Below are 14,358 nucleotides of genomic sequence, written 5' to 3'. Positions count from 1 at the left end.
AAGGTGAGCTTGTGCTAGAACCAAGACAAACAGTATTTGATCGACAAATCGAACAACTGGCAAAACAACTGACTGCGGCTCACCGACCAACATTTCTAACTGGAGCTGGCATCTCTGTGCCAAGCCATATTCCCGATATGGAATCTGCCGTCAATCAGTTTGGGTTATTCTCTCAAACTTGGCTAGAAGATGACCCTGCCGCCTTTTATCAGCGTTTTCATCGGGAAATGCTGGATCCGATTCACAAGTATGGTCCCACTAAAGCTCACCGAATTATTGCGCAGTTAGAAGAGCAGCACCTCATTGATGGCGTTGTCACCACCAATGTTGATCACCTGCACCAGCTCGCTGGTAACCATAATGTAATTGAAGTTTGGGGCAGCATTAACGTTAACTTTTGTCTTCAATGTGGCCGTATCTTTAATCTTCAGGCACTGCATTCAGACATCCCACGTTGCCCCGTTTGCCACGGCCTTTTGTCCCCAGAACCGGCATTTCGTCATCTCGGCGGTACTTTGCCACCCAACCTCAAACAAGCCAATGCTTATGTGCGCCAACGTTTGACCAATGGCGCATGGCGTGTCCCTTTAAACGATCAGTTAGCCGATGAATTGCTGTCTCAAAGTGACCTCACAATTGTGACTGGGTCAAACGAGTATTATCGCCATTGCTCGCCCCAACATGTTATCGAGATCAATCCCCACGCCACCTGGTTTACACAGTTCGCGGACTTCAGAATATCATCCACAGCTGATGTAGCTTTCACTGCTTTGGCAATAAAATTGCAACTCAATCTAAATTAACATCTGATATTTTTGCTATTGCTGACACTGATCGAACAACTATTTGACGCTTAGAGTTCACGTTCATAAATGAGCGAATCGCGATCCGGAAATTCATAATCAACCGTCAACTTTTCCCGGGAAATACGTTTGAAACCCTGCTTCTCATAAAAGAAGTGCGAACGATGCTCACCCATTGGTGTGTCTAGAACCAGCCTATCAATATCTGGTTGTGCCTGTGCGTACGTCAGCAATGTTTGGAAAAGCTTGCGGCCAAGCCGATGCGGTTCGCCACGATATTCTGGATAGGTGAACAATTTCTTCAAAACGGCCGTTTGTTGCCCAACTTTTAGTAAACCGATTGACCCGACCACTTTATCGCCATCTAGGGCAATCCAAAAGTTACCGCCATTTTCCTGATAGTGATGTTCAATTTCAAAAACATCGGACTGTTCAATCATCTTAATGCCTAAATGAGCCTCATCATTTTGGCAAAATTCAATGAGATCCACCAGACCAGCCGTTAATCGTGCATCCATGTGATATGGTTCAATATTCATGCTTATTGCTCCCTTCAAGATGGTTTAAGCTTACACGTGAACGATTCAGTCGTAAAATTGATATTTTGAATATTATCAATCGATTATATCGATGGAGGACAATCACACGTGGAAATTCGCCAACTGACGACTTTTAAAACCATTCTTGATACAGGCAGTTTTACCAAGGCTGCCAAAACACTCGGCTACACCCAATCAACGGTGTCAGCTCAAGTGAAAGCGTTGGAGCAAGAGCTAAGTGGCAGTCTTTTTAAATATGAACGACGCCAACTTTTCTTAACAGACACTGGCAAACGTTTGCGACCACTGGCTGACCAGTTGTTAGCAGATTTCCAACAAGTGAAGCATTTGACTGACCAGTCGTCGGTTTCCGGCACACTGCGCATCGCTGCTCCAGAATCTCTCACTGTCACTCATCTACCCACCATTATCCAAAACTTCCGTCAACAATATCCCGATGTTGACCTGCAAATCGCCAATGCCACCTGCTCCTATAATCAACAGCAGCTACAAGATGGCGAGACCGATATCGCCTTCATGATGTGGCCGTCTTTAACCACTACGGCACTGGTGGAACATGATTTGGGCGAACAATCCCTCACGTTAGTAACGACCGCCAGCAAGCAAAAGACGTTTGCGGAATTAATCAGCGATCGTCATGAACCATTTATTATCAATGAGCCCGACTGCAGCTATCGTAATCAATTTGAACGATCACTATGGGGTGACTTTCATCGCCGCCCACAAATCATGGAACTGTGGAGCATCGCCGCGATTAAGGAGATGGTCGAAAGTGGGATTGGTTATTCCTATTTACCAACTTCAACTATCAAAAAGGAACTAGCAGGTGGCCAGCTGATTGCCGTCGATAATCCAATCCACAACGAAATTCATGCCCACATGCTGACACATAAACAAGCACGCCAACAGACGCTGATTGATGCGTTTGTAAACGTCACATTAAGCAATTGGCTTAATTAAAAAAGTTGGGTAACAGCGCCGCCACATCCCGTGGTGATACTGTTACCCAACTTTTTTGAATTTTATTCTGTTATGTTAACGCTCAGCGGGTGCTTCATGCCCTGCCGATTGCGTAGCGGAAGTTTCTTCAACATCTGCTGGCGCTTGTTGCTGCCGAACAAACACCGTTGCGACAATAACTCCGATAATGGCCAATGTCAACGTTAGCATAAAGCCCATCCGTGTTCCGGATGAAACAGCATCGCGTGTTCGTTGACCTGCTTCGCCAGTGCTCATCAAACTCGTTGAAAGTGCTGTGGCGATTGCACCACAGATCTGTTGAAGCGTGTTCATAATACTGCTACCATCAGCTGCTAATCGTGGTGGTAAAGCATTCAGTCCATAAGTTTGCGCTGGTGACATAGCCAAAGGGGCACCGATCATTAAAATAATGTGTGCTACCACGACATACCAGTATGCAGAGTGGCTGTTAGTCAAAACCAGCAACACAGCACCCACCGCTGCAACACAAAAGCCGGCAATCACTGGACGACGACCGCCAAGCCGATCAAATAACCGGCCAGAAATCGACGAAACTACCGCGTTAATGATACCACCGGGCAACATGAGCATCCCCGTCAAGGCGACTGGCACCATCAGGCCATCTTGCCAGTACATTGGCAACAGGTACATCGATGACATGATTACCATGAAATCAACCATAACTAACGATGTCCCAACAGAAAACGAACGGATGCCAAAAGCACGCACATTCAGAATTGGTTCATCTAGATGTAATTGACGACGACAGAACAATGCCAAACTGACGATACCAACAACTAATGCCAGCAATACTTCCCATGAACCCCAGCCCGTTTGACTGGCTAAGCTAACACCAATAACGACGCCACCAAAACCAATGGTTGACATCACAATTGACAATACATCCACATGTGGACGCGTCAACTCACTAACATTTTTTGTAAAAATAATGGCTAAAATAAGTGCAATCAGCAAAATTGGAACCATGACCCAGAAAATGTAGCGCCATGAAAGGACACCTAGGATCAGACCGGCTAATGTCGGGCCAACCGCTGGTGCAAACATAATAACTAAGCCAATGATTCCCATTGCCGCACCACGTTTATCCATTGGATAAATCGATAAGGCCACCAAGAAAATTAACGGTAACAGAATTCCTGTCCCAATTCCTTGAATCATCCGGCCAACCAACAGCATCCCAAACGATGGTGCCAACGCTGCTACAATTGCCCCGACAATAAAATCACACAAAGCAAAAATCAGCAGTTGACGCGTAGTAAACCAGCGGGTCAATAAACTTGATAATGGCAATAGAATACCAACCACCAACAAATAACCAATGACTAACCATTGAATTGTACCCATTGGCACGTTCATCTTTGTGGCTAAACTAGACAGCGCAATGTTTAACGCTGTTTCACTAAACATCCCGATAAAACCACCTAATAGCAAACCCATCATAATGGGGAAACGTTTAACGTTCTGTGTTTCGTCCAAAAAAGTCCTCCTAATCTATACGTGCCTAGCAACTGCCGTGATAAATCACCGTCTGCTGGCACAATAGGTTACATTAGCAGAAATTTTTGTGCTTCGTAAGTAAAACTTTCAAAATTCGTCAGTTAACCGCTTACATCATCAAAATCGCTTCATCGCAACCGAATCGTTACCAACTTTGCAGTTCCTTAGGCAGGATTTAAGCTGACTTTATGATGTCCTCCCTAAACTCATTATTAATCCAAACGGAAATGTTCTTATCACTTCAGTGAGAGCGATAACCCATTTTCAATTCACTTATACAAGGAGGAAATTCATCATGACAACTTTAGAAAGTAAATTTATGACCCGCATTGTTAACGTCGCTGGGACACCCTTCACCATTAAAATGGGTGTTGTCACACCGGATGATCAGGCACATGCTTTGTTCGATCAAACGCTGAGTAACATCCGGCATTTTCTTCGTCACGTCAATAAAATCACCACGCCGGCCCTCAATGCTGATAATCCCATCGAAACCCGTCAGGCTCTTGCTAAACAAGAACTGGTTCCCCTTCAACACCAGTTTATGTTTGTCGACAATGCAACACCGGCCACGCTAATGACAGATGGCATCACTTACACAATGATTCAACAGTGGGCAATGCAACAATCCTATCGGAAATACTTGGCACCACTACTGAGTCATAAACAAGTTTTCGCCGTCGCCATTGAGTCCAGTGGTAACGTTCAAGTCGGTACAGCCGCCGATACGGCCTTTACGTGGACACTTGGCGTAACTTCACCTCGTCACCAGCAAACGATGTTGGCCGTTTACAGTTTGCGTAATGGCGCCCTAGCAACCCAACGTTTTGATCGTGCTAACCAAACAATTACACAGGCAACCATTGTGTCCCGTGACCTCGCCGAGGCTGGCGCCTGGGCAGCAATTGCGGCAGCCACTTCCGAATCTGAATTTCTGCGGATCGCAGTTATTCAACGTTTGTCAGGCCTACTCATCAGTTCGGAACAAGAAAGTCAGTCACTGGAGCGCGGTATTGTACAGCAACACCAATTGGTAGCAGTGTAATCGAAGAGCATTCCTAAAATAGCAAAAGCTACAAACTAATTCAGCTAAATTTAAAAAGGAGCAATTACGCGCTTTTTTCGCCAAAGCGTGTGATTGCTCCCTTTTTTTACGATATTAAAAAATTATGCATATCGTTGAATTAATGAATTTAGCACAATAGCAGCCCGATTCCGTTTCGATTTATCTCGATAATAGTTTTTAAATCGCTGATCCGACACATACAGTTCGCCTAAACCTTTATGGGCCAGGGGCGAGTAACTAGGCCAAAAGTAATTCAACCACTTACGATGCAGCTTAACCACCTCGCGAGCCATTTCACTATTTTCATCTTTTGAATCAATCACTAGTACCAGCTTATCAAGCATTTCTGTTTCAATAGCCCTGGCATCTGCCATATCCTTTTGCGACAAGCCCAGATATTGCTGGTTGGCGTCCGTTAAAGCAGCATAACCCCATTTTTCCGTAACCTCTGAACCAAAGTCATGTACATTTTGAGTAACCCGTGTCTGTTTAAAAGCGGCAAACTTTTTTTCATCTGTCATAATACTACCTCCTTGTTGATTTAGTTGGAGGGCAGCGTCCAAAGTCGTAATCAACTGAGTCAACTGACGTTGTTGATCAACCAACAAATGCCGATGCATACGTAATTGTTCTTCACGTTCAGACAGAGGTAATCGCATAATTAAACCAATCTGCTTTAATGGCAAGTTGAATTGCTTAAAAAAACAAATTTGTTGGAGACGCAAAACTGCTTCTTCATCATATTGGCGATAACCACTACTTGTTTTGCCAGTTGAATGCAACAAACCTATTTGATCGTAATAGCGAAGAGTTCGTGCACTAACTCCCGCTAAAGCTGCCAAGTCTGAAATCAAATACGACATTTCATTGTCCTCCATAAAACCAACATAAACGTTCACGTAACGTAAGGGTCAAGCATATTCGCAAAAAAATCAATACAATATTGGCATTCGTCTGATGCAAGGCCATTTTATTACGTCTTAAAGCACACTTTAATGCAAGCCAGTGCCGCCGAAGACAAAAGAAAAGACCTCAGCGTTTTAATCACTGAGGTCTCAAAATAATAATTATTTAATTATGGCAAGGTGTTTCCTGGTCGGCTAGTGTTCCTGGCCTACCCAAACGTTGAAGCTGTGTGGGCTGTTCGCGTCCGTTTCCTCTGGTTTCGTGAATAATTGATCCACGACCCAGTCCATTTTCGGACTATCAATATCAATAACACAATTCTTACTCAAATGTGCCACACTCCTTTTCAAACGCAGCCTTGATAAAACCCATCAATACTAACGCTTTGATGCTTAGGTTCCTAACAACAGTATTAAGTATAACAGGTTCGAGTAACTATAAGGCAAGTATTAACCTGTTAATTTTATTCTGGCTTCTAAACCTTCGCTACAAATAGCGCCCTAGCAGACACAATGAGACATATTAACATTTTCATTAGTTTTTAAGCTATGTAACAAAACCAGGAACAGATTAATTGCAGAAATCCGTCTTTCACGTTATCGTACTGCTATAAAAATATTTATTGTGGAAGGGGATCACTGTCATGACTAATAGCATATTTTCCATTGATTCCGTAAACTTTGATGGTCTGTCAAAGAATGAACTCAGTTTGTTCTTTGCGGTATTAACCCGTATGCACCACCTGCGAACCACTAGCGTCGTGTTTAACTTCGACGAATTAACTTGGTTAACAAATGACATGGATGATTACGTCACTATCGACGACATTATTCCAGAAATACTGACAGACTTAAGTCGCACCAATATCACTTATGACTTAGGTGATGGTAAGGCACGTCACGATTTCTTCACTCGTGCGACCACTGTCGATGATCAACGCATTGTTTCGATCCAACTCAATCCCGACTTCGAATTCTTGGTTCAAGTGGACGCCAGCAAATGGAAACAACAATCCTAATCACAAATTGAAACAATCTCAAAAAACACGTCTGTTGGCGTGTTTTTTATTTGTCATACCATCCATATGCCCTATTAACAGACAACTTGCCGTGTTTTAGCTTACACTGAAAACATAATTGATTACTTTCGGAGGCTTTTCACATGAGTAAAGAACGTTTAACTGCATTCACTGACGCAGTCTTGGCAATTGCGATGACCATTCTCGTTTTAGAACTTAAACAACCGGCTCACGCTACGTGGTCGGCCATTTGGGACTTAAAGCAAAGCTTCCTTGCCTACTTTATTTCTTTCGTCGGCTTAATGATCATGTGGAATAACCAGCACCACATCTTTCAACTGGTTCATAAAATTGACGGAAGGGTTCTGTGGGCAAACGGACTCATGTTGTTCAGCGCGTCTTTCTTCCCGTACGCGACCAAATTTGTTGATGAGCATTTCTTTTCCTCAACAGCGGAGTTATTCTACGGGTTTGTCTTTCTATTGTTATCAATTGGTTACTTTTCAGTCGATTTAGCATTGATTAAAGCCGATCCGGATAACAAAAAATTACGCTATGCCATCAACCGCCCCGTTAAGATAGTCGCTGATTTTGGCACCAAACTTGTCGGCTTGTTTATTGGCATCTGGTTTCCACCAGCCGTCATTCTCAGCACCTTTATCGCCATGATGATTTGGTTCGTACCAGAGCGTCGTGTTGAAGAAGAATTTGATCAATTTAATCAACAACATCATGAGTCATGATTGATGCCGGTTGAAATGTGCGAGTTGACCCGCAAATTCTTTGTGGTGCTGACCAATTTCCGTACTGTACTCATCAGTGTTTTCCGCATGCTCACCATGTTCACTTTCGTCCAGGCCAACTCGCTCATCTGTAGCTGATACCCTCATGGCGACGAACCGCCGCAACACTAAAACAATCGCAGCGCTCGCAATGGCCACTAAAATAATCGTGATACCGGTAGCCAATGTTTGAATACCTAACAAGTGCCATCCGCCTCCATAAAGTAGGCCATTTTCGGCAATTGTGCGATTAACGGTGCGGGTAGCAAACACGCCAGTTAGAATCGAACCGGTAATCCCAGCAACACCATGACAACCAAACGCATCCAGAGCGTCGTCGATACCAATTCTGGCCTTCAGCACATGAACGAAGCCATAGCTGGCCAACGTTGCCAATAAACCAATCCAAAACGCCCCACCAACAGTGACATAACCGGCTGCGGGCGTGATGCCAACTAGCCCACACAGCGTGCCCGTACAGATACCTGCTAAAGACACCTGTTTTCGAATCGTCATTTCTAGTATCAGCCACACCACCATCGAAGTTGCCGTTGCGACTGTTGTGGTCAGCATTGCCGTAACTGCTAATTGGTTGATAGCCAGTGCACTACCGGCATTAAAACCGTACCAGCCAATCCACAGAATGGCCGTACCACACAGAACCCATGGTAAATTATAGGGTTGATCCTGATGTGGATGTAGCCGCCGACCAAGAAACGCAGATAGAACGTATGCAGTGACACCAGCATTAATATGAACCACTGTTCCACCAGCAAAGTCGAGCATGCCCATCCGGGCTAACCATCCGTTTGCGCTCCACACCATGTGAACCATCGGGTAGTAAATAAGCAAACTCCAAAACACGATGAATACGAGTAAAAAGTTAAAGCGGATTCGGCCAACAACGGCACCCACGAACAACGCCGGTGTAATAATGGCGAACATCATTTCAAACAAAAAATACAAGGATTCAGGAATTTTCGTTGCGGTTAGCTTCGTTAATGACACGCCGCCAAGAAAGAAATGATCGACTTTACCAATCACGCCACCGATATCACCATTAAAGGCGAGTTCGTAGCCTACAGCGATGAACAGTAAAATGGCGATTCCACAAATAACAAACACGGATAGCATCGTGCTGACCACATTCCGTTTGGACACTAGCCCACCGTAAAAAAACGCTAACCCTGGCGTCATGAACAATACTAGAATGGTCGACAGCACCATAAAAGCAGAATTTGCAGCATTCATTCACATCACATCTTTCTCTCTTATTACGAAGCAGTATAGGTGTGGAATGACCGTCTGTAAAGCCAATTGTGTTCATTGGTATAGGTGCATGTCAGCTTTTATAACATGGATATGATGCTCGAATCGAAACATTGGGCTATTTCACTGAATGACAAATAAAATCCCTTTAGGAAAACTTATCTTTTAACGACCACGTCCGTTGCGCCGACCGGAGACGCCGTTCCCTGGGACCGGGTTCAACCTGCAAAGGTCGCAGTTTTCACCCTTGCATATGAGCCGAAAGCCCACGTCTCATATGTCATCCCACAACACTAAGCGGCCAAATCCCCGCCGCCAAGTGTTGTCGACACGGAACTCTGTCTCCAATCAGCTCCACTCTTTTAGTTAATGATTAAATTTTACATACCTGTTACCGCTATTCAGCAATAACTGTCTGCATAACGTTTAATGCTCACTGCTATATTAGCCGGAGGGTGGCGACAGTGATACCGAGCCGTGAAGGTAACGTTAATTCGGTGATTTTACCGAATTTAGGTTACGGACGGACGCAAAGACTCGCGGGCTTCACGAGGCTTTGTGTCGAGGTGAAAGACTCCGAACTTAGGAGGCTTGAACCGGTCCCACGGCGAGCGTGTCACTGTTGCCAACCGTAGGTGATATCTAACGCACATTTCGAAAAAGTTCGGTTGAAAATAACAATCGGTCCATCCTCCGTTTTGGGGAATGGACCGATTATTTTGTTAACTATGCCTGCTCGCTAGTTGTGGTTGAACCGTGGTCCGTGTGATAAGCCCACATGACAACAACCAAATTAATGATAACTAACAGTGTCGTCATCAGGAAAACGTAGCGGTAATCAAGCACCCCAGCCACCCCTGAGGCCAGCATTGGACCAACAACGGAGCCGATTGCCTGCGACGACTGATTGTAACTGAAAATACGACTCACTGCGTCATCAGGTGTGTTCAATGTCATCACTGTTTGGGTCACTGGCAATAGCGCCGCATCCGAAATGCCGACCAAGAATCGTAAAATACCCAGCATGACAACGGTGGTGACAAAAAACATCGGGAAGAATACAAGACCACAGAAAACCAGTCCGGCAATCAGGACACGTTGCGGCCCAATATGATCGCCCAACGCGCCTAATCGTGGCGCAGCAATCAATGTCGCAATTCCTGGTAGAGCGGCGATCACCCCACTGGTTAAGGCGACATTCCCGCGACCGTGCATCAACTCTTTAACAAACAGACTAATGATGGGGTTGATCGATGTCGTCGCCGCCTGAATTAGCATGGAAGAAATAATCATTGCCCACACAATGCGCACATGTTTGATACCTGCAAACGCGCTCTGATGCTCCTTAGCGGCTGCTCCGGTAGCGGGTTTAAAGTCTTCCTTAACAAAGAAGTAAGTGACTAGCGATGCAATCAACATCAGCCCACCAAACATATAAAACGGAATTCTGTAACCAAAGATTCCAGCAATGTAACCACCGATAACAGGACCAACTAACTGACCGCCGACCGCGCCAGTCGTTAACGTGCCCATCGTTTGCCCGCTTTTTTCCATCGGCACCTCACTGGCAATGAGGGCATATGCATTGTTGATGTATCCGGAAAACGCGCCTTGAATCAAACGAAGGCTGATTAAGACCCAGACATTTGGTGAGAATCCTGTCAGCGTGGCCGTAATGGTCATTCCAATCGCTGCCCGCAATAGCATCGGTTTACGCCCCGTTCTATCGGCCAGCCGCCCCCACAAGGGTGAAACAATCGCTTGGCTTAAGAACGTGACTGAAAAGGCAAGGCCTGCGTATAACGTTAATTCCCATTTAGGATAATGACCCATTTCACTGATAAATAACGGTAAAAATGGCAGACTCATGCTGGCACCAGCACCAGTAACAAAATTACCGATCCACAGTGCGTACGTGTTTTTCTGCCATTGCTTAAGTGGCTGACGCTTCATTTCGTGACTCCCTTAAAATTCTAATAGAATCACTATACCACTTTAATTTTTTAGATATTAAGCGCTGAGGTCTGATTATTTGGTCGGACCCGTCGTCAAATTGAGATTCAGTGTGCCTTGATAACTTTCCGCGAACACAGCATCGCTTTTGACGCTGAGACCCATCCCACGATTAATCGTTTGCTGGGTTGCCGTATCCGTCATCCCCGTTCGTTTGAACTGACTAGTAGGATATACCGTCGCATTAGCCGAATTATTAGTGAAGATCGGTAACGAGCTAGTCGACAACGGTGTTTTGACTCCGTTTGCGTCCGTAAAAATTAGTGGCTGAGCCAACTTGTGAGCTGGGTTGGTCGTGCTCACCAACTCGTTATTGGCGAGTGTCGCAGACAGCGTCCAATTAGCCCCTGCACCGCCATTCAGCGAGTTCACAATACTGACAGCAAAGTCATGTGCCCGCGGTGGCGTCAATGTTGTTCCCGTTTTGATTGTTGCAGGAGAAAAGTTTAAAGGTGACACCGATTGAATACTGAGTTGTTCCATCTGCGGCACCTTCAGTGTTTCCGCCACACTAACACCACCAGATCCATTTGTTGCACTGATTGTTAACGTTTCGCCGCCAACGGTAGCCCGATTCAACGTTACTTGATACGTACCGCCGCTTGTCACAGTGCCAGTTCCCAAGGTGGTCCCGCTATTATCTTTCACTGTTACATAACTGCCTGGTTGGGCTAACTTGCCGGTCAGCGTTGTAGCGCCATCGCCTGCAATAACAGAATGTGGTGTCGGTACCGCAATCACGATTGACACAGTGTCCGTTACTGCATCATTCATTCCTGGAATCGTCAGCATCATTCGGTGCGTTTGCTGAGGATCAAGACCGTTAAGCGTCGTCACCTTCGTAGCAGGATTCACACCCGTTGTTGAACCCGTACTTGCTGTAGCACCCCGTGTGATAGGATTATCTGCGCCTAAATTGTTGCCGTCAATCACGAGTTCTGTGGCATTGCTAGCACTTGGGAAACCGGCTCCTGAAGCTGTCAATTGCCAGCCATCATTTGTATCGGCTGATGACGCCTGTTGATTCCAAACAAACATTGGTGCATTGGTCACCTGAACCGTCTGATTTTGTTTGACAGCCGTTGTCGCCGTCTCACTCATCCCTTGACTAGTGACTGTCACAGTGAGTGTTTCGCCAACAGCAACGACCCGATTGAGGCCAACTGTATACGTGCCGCCGTCAGCAACAGCGCCCGTTCCCAACACATTATTGTTGGTGTCCGTGACCTTAATCGTCGCCCCAGCTGGTAAAGCCGTCCCAGATAAACGACGCTGACCAGACCAAACGTCGTTAATTCCAGGCTTGTCCGGATTGACGTACAAACTGATGCTGTTGGTACTCGTCCACGGATTGATTGGCCGACCGTTATGATAAGCAACTGTCTGCAACGTATGCGTACTTCCACCTGAAAGACCATTAAGGGCAGTCTTAATGGCGGTCCAATTCCGAGCGGCAACTTTTGCAGTGTTTACTGTCAGTGTTTTACCAGAAATCACGGTATCACCACTGGTAAATGCATCTCCCGCGACTTGCTGACCATCGATCATAAATGACACGGTGTTGACTTGATCAGCCGTTGTATAATTAAACGCAAAGTTAGCACTTAACTGTAAAGACTGTCCAAAAATGGCTGGCATTGTGCCCGTTCGTTTGTCATAGGTCACACTACTTGGCAAACCACCTGCATTAACTTGAGTAATTGACATGCCCGGATCAGCCACAGTTTGATTTTCCGTGTAAAGCGGAATCAAGCCAAGCGCTCGGTTGATAACGGTTATTTTGTCGCCGGTTTTCATTGGCGTTCCAATATCAGTCGTCCAATCACCCGTTAAAATGGATACTGTGGCTTTGACAACATCGTTTAAGCTAACCGTTAAACCACCGATTGCACCAAGTATATCGTTGTTTCCTCGAACCGTCTGACCGTTTTGGACCAATGTTGCCGTATCCAAACGTGTAACTAACTGTGTGCTAATGCCATCGTCGTTTAACCGTGCCTCAGCTGCTGCTCGTTTCTGCTGCTCGTCATCTAGTTTTGCATCAGCGTCCTCGGATTCGGTAGTCGTTGACCGTTGAGTTGGGACACCGTCGCTGCTTTCGTCAGCGGCAGGGGATTGAGAATCACTAGCTGGTGCGCTTTCAGCAGATGTACTCGCACCCGTGTTTTCGTGTGCCTGCGTTGGGCTGCTTTCCGATGACATCGTCTCACTATTAATATCAGCTTGAACACTAACAGAACTAAGCGTTGGCGGCACCGAGACTATCAGCAACAGGCCCACCATGACCATCCGGGTTAGTGTTTGCTGCCATTTACGCATCTTGCACCTCCTCGTTTGTTCACATGGTTAACGTCGACGCCGGAACCACCATGTCGCGCCACCAATAATGGCACCTAAAATAATCACAGCACCTGCACCTTCCAACATGTACCAGCCTGGATGACGTGGTTTTGCCTTATCGAGCGACTTGTCATTAATGCGGTTGGCGTCACTGGCCCGAATCGTGAAACGACGTTTGAAATGCCATGTATCGTTTTCATTCTTCGCCGTCATCTTCAAGGTGTACTTGCCGGGCTTCAATTCTTCTCCGCCAAACAGAATTGGAAAATTAAAATTAGAATTTGGCGCCATAATCATCTGTTGCAGTTTAGCCTGTTTTACAACTTTGTCTGACCCCTGTGGGTAGATCTTTCCTTGCACCGTTAAGTTCGGAATAATAACGGCTGCGGTGTTCTGCAGGTTAGCAAAAACGCCTTTCTTATAATTGCGCAAGCCAGGTTTCACATCATTTAGCTTCAGCGCTGCTGATACCTCATGATTCACCGTTAGCTTCATCGCAACTGCATAAGAATATTTGTTATGCACGGTCACACCGGTCTTTCGATCTTTTTGTTTCGTATCAATTCGTTCGAAGTACCACGCGCCAAGAATCACACCAGTTTTGGCATTATCCGGCACACGAATTGTTGCTGACACCGTTTTTTTACTGTTAGCAGGAACCGTAATGACCTTTGCTTCATGTAATTGGGTAATTTTCTTTAACGGTATTTTTAACGATGAATCTTGCTTTTTTGCTTCCGTAACGTACTCAATCTGACCATTTTCATTCGTATGTGCCGTGTGAATCTCATTCTTAATCTTCATTTCCTTGTCAGACGTATTTTGAACCACCGTCGATACCGTCTGTGTCTGACCCGGATTCATTTTTAGGTCAAAATAACTTTGTTTCTTATCAATTTGATTATCCGGAATTTGCGCTTGAACGTTAAAGTTCACGTTTGCGTCATCATTGGCGGCCCTAACTAGTCCCGTTGTAATAAACATCGCGGCTATTGCGGACAGGATCACTATTAATCCTCGTAGTCGTTTCATTGCGGTTCCTCCGTTGTGTTTTGGGTGCGGTGATTGAACTTCTCCCGGGCTTCGGCATCACTCTTAAAAA

The 14,358-nt window shown here is 45.5% G+C and carries 13 protein-coding genes; 5 read left to right on the top strand and 8 right to left on the bottom strand.

Going from position 1 to position 14,358, the window contains the following annotated elements; genetic code table 11:
- The first annotated feature begins 11 nt into the window (after positions 1-11).
- Positions 12-803: a Sir2 family NAD-dependent protein deacetylase gene (locus GB993_RS07940; protein WP_161003826.1), complete on the top strand. Its 792-nt coding sequence runs from the start codon at positions 12-14 to the stop codon at positions 801-803.
- 50 nt (positions 804-853) lie between these two features.
- Here the strand turns inward: GB993_RS07940 and GB993_RS07935 are convergent, their stop codons facing one another.
- Complete coding sequence (locus tag GB993_RS07935) at positions 854-1,342, bottom strand: GNAT family N-acetyltransferase (RefSeq protein ID WP_161003825.1); 489 nt, start codon at positions 1,340-1,342, stop codon at positions 854-856.
- A 108-nt stretch (positions 1,343-1,450) separates the two neighbouring features.
- On the opposite strand from GB993_RS07935, the gene GB993_RS07930 reads away from it, so the two are divergent.
- The gene (locus tag GB993_RS07930; RefSeq protein WP_161003824.1) at positions 1,451-2,323 is read left to right on the top strand and encodes a LysR substrate-binding domain-containing protein; all 873 of its coding nucleotides are present in this window, start codon (positions 1,451-1,453) and stop codon (positions 2,321-2,323) included.
- 75 nt (positions 2,324-2,398) lie between these two features.
- On the opposite strand, the gene GB993_RS07925 is transcribed toward GB993_RS07930, so the two are convergent.
- Positions 2,399-3,805, bottom strand: coding sequence for an MDR family MFS transporter (locus GB993_RS07925; RefSeq protein WP_161003943.1), 1,407 nt, complete (start codon positions 3,803-3,805; stop codon positions 2,399-2,401).
- A gap of 352 nt (positions 3,806-4,157) precedes the next feature.
- On the opposite strand from GB993_RS07925, the gene GB993_RS07920 reads away from it, so the two are divergent.
- Positions 4,158-4,907: a hypothetical protein gene (locus tag GB993_RS07920; RefSeq protein ID WP_161003823.1), complete on the top strand. Its 750-nt coding sequence runs from the start codon at positions 4,158-4,160 to the stop codon at positions 4,905-4,907.
- A 122-nt stretch (positions 4,908-5,029) separates the two neighbouring features.
- Here GB993_RS07920 and GB993_RS07915 read toward each other — a convergent pair whose 3' ends face one another.
- On the bottom strand, positions 5,030-5,791 hold the full coding sequence (locus GB993_RS07915; protein WP_161003822.1) for a MerR family transcriptional regulator: 762 nt from the start codon (positions 5,789-5,791) through the stop codon (positions 5,030-5,032).
- 237 nt (positions 5,792-6,028) lie between these two features.
- The gene (locus GB993_RS13145; protein ID WP_017261273.1) at positions 6,029-6,163 is read right to left on the bottom strand and encodes a hypothetical protein; all 135 of its coding nucleotides are present in this window, start codon (positions 6,161-6,163) and stop codon (positions 6,029-6,031) included.
- 314 nt (positions 6,164-6,477) lie between these two features.
- Here GB993_RS13145 and GB993_RS07910 point away from each other — a divergent pair, with 314 nt between their 5' ends.
- Positions 6,478-6,852, top strand: coding sequence for a RepB family plasmid replication initiator protein (locus tag GB993_RS07910; RefSeq protein ID WP_161003821.1), 375 nt, complete (start codon positions 6,478-6,480; stop codon positions 6,850-6,852).
- Positions 6,853-6,995: 143 nt separating this feature from the next.
- On the top strand, positions 6,996-7,595 hold the full coding sequence (locus GB993_RS07905; RefSeq protein ID WP_161003820.1) for a TMEM175 family protein: 600 nt from the start codon (positions 6,996-6,998) through the stop codon (positions 7,593-7,595).
- Here GB993_RS07905 and GB993_RS07900 read toward each other — a convergent pair.
- The 4 genes from GB993_RS07900 to GB993_RS07885 all read right to left on the bottom strand — a co-directional run bounded on the left by GB993_RS07900 (position 7,590) and on the right by GB993_RS07885 (position 14,288).
- Complete coding sequence (locus GB993_RS07900) at positions 7,590-8,885, bottom strand: ammonium transporter (RefSeq protein ID WP_161003819.1); 1,296 nt, start codon at positions 8,883-8,885, stop codon at positions 7,590-7,592. The two genes, GB993_RS07905 and GB993_RS07900, sit on opposite strands and share 6 nt — an antisense overlap.
- 744 nt (positions 8,886-9,629) lie before the next feature.
- Positions 9,630-10,856, bottom strand: coding sequence for an MFS transporter (locus GB993_RS07895; protein ID WP_161003818.1), 1,227 nt, complete (start codon positions 10,854-10,856; stop codon positions 9,630-9,632).
- A 75-nt stretch (positions 10,857-10,931) separates the two neighbouring features.
- Positions 10,932-13,235: an Ig-like domain-containing protein gene (locus GB993_RS07890; protein ID WP_161003817.1), complete on the bottom strand. Its 2,304-nt coding sequence runs from the start codon at positions 13,233-13,235 to the stop codon at positions 10,932-10,934.
- Between the two features lie 27 nt (positions 13,236-13,262).
- On the bottom strand, positions 13,263-14,288 hold the full coding sequence (locus tag GB993_RS07885) for a WxLIP family cell surface protein (RefSeq protein ID WP_161003816.1): 1,026 nt from the start codon (positions 14,286-14,288) through the stop codon (positions 13,263-13,265).
- Positions 14,289-14,358: the final 70 nt, after the last annotated feature.

The organism is Furfurilactobacillus milii (assembly GCF_009864005.1).
GTDB classification, from domain to species: domain Bacteria; phylum Bacillota; class Bacilli; order Lactobacillales; family Lactobacillaceae; genus Furfurilactobacillus; species Furfurilactobacillus rossiae_B.
The sequence above is the reverse complement of the archived record's forward strand: the minus strand, read 5'-3'. Positions and strand labels throughout refer to the sequence as shown.

What these genes read in the sequence shown, in the direction of transcription:
- GB993_RS07920 (WP_161003823.1), top strand. Translation starts at nt 4,158, where the DNA reads ATGACAACTTTAGAAAGTAAATTTATGACCCGCATTGTTAACGTCGCT.
- GB993_RS07895 (WP_161003818.1), bottom strand. Translation starts at nt 10,856, where the DNA reads ATGAAGCGTCAGCCACTTAAGCAATGGCAGAAAAACACGTACGCACTG.
- GB993_RS07890 (WP_161003817.1), bottom strand. Translation starts at nt 13,235, where the DNA reads ATGCGTAAATGGCAGCAAACACTAACCCGGATGGTCATGGTGGGCCTG.
- GB993_RS07925 (WP_161003943.1), bottom strand. Translation starts at nt 3,805, where the DNA reads ATGATGGGTTTGCTATTAGGTGGTTTTATCGGGATGTTTAGTGAAACA.
- GB993_RS07935 (WP_161003825.1), bottom strand. Translation starts at nt 1,342, where the DNA reads ATGAATATTGAACCATATCACATGGATGCACGATTAACGGCTGGTCTG.
- GB993_RS07910 (WP_161003821.1), top strand. Translation starts at nt 6,478, where the DNA reads ATGACTAATAGCATATTTTCCATTGATTCCGTAAACTTTGATGGTCTG.
- GB993_RS07900 (WP_161003819.1), bottom strand. Translation starts at nt 8,885, where the DNA reads ATGAATGCTGCAAATTCTGCTTTTATGGTGCTGTCGACCATTCTAGTA.
- GB993_RS07905 (WP_161003820.1), top strand. Translation starts at nt 6,996, where the DNA reads ATGAGTAAAGAACGTTTAACTGCATTCACTGACGCAGTCTTGGCAATT.
- GB993_RS07885 (WP_161003816.1), bottom strand. Translation starts at nt 14,288, where the DNA reads ATGAAACGACTACGAGGATTAATAGTGATCCTGTCCGCAATAGCCGCG.
- GB993_RS07915 (WP_161003822.1), bottom strand. Translation starts at nt 5,791, where the DNA reads ATGTCGTATTTGATTTCAGACTTGGCAGCTTTAGCGGGAGTTAGTGCA.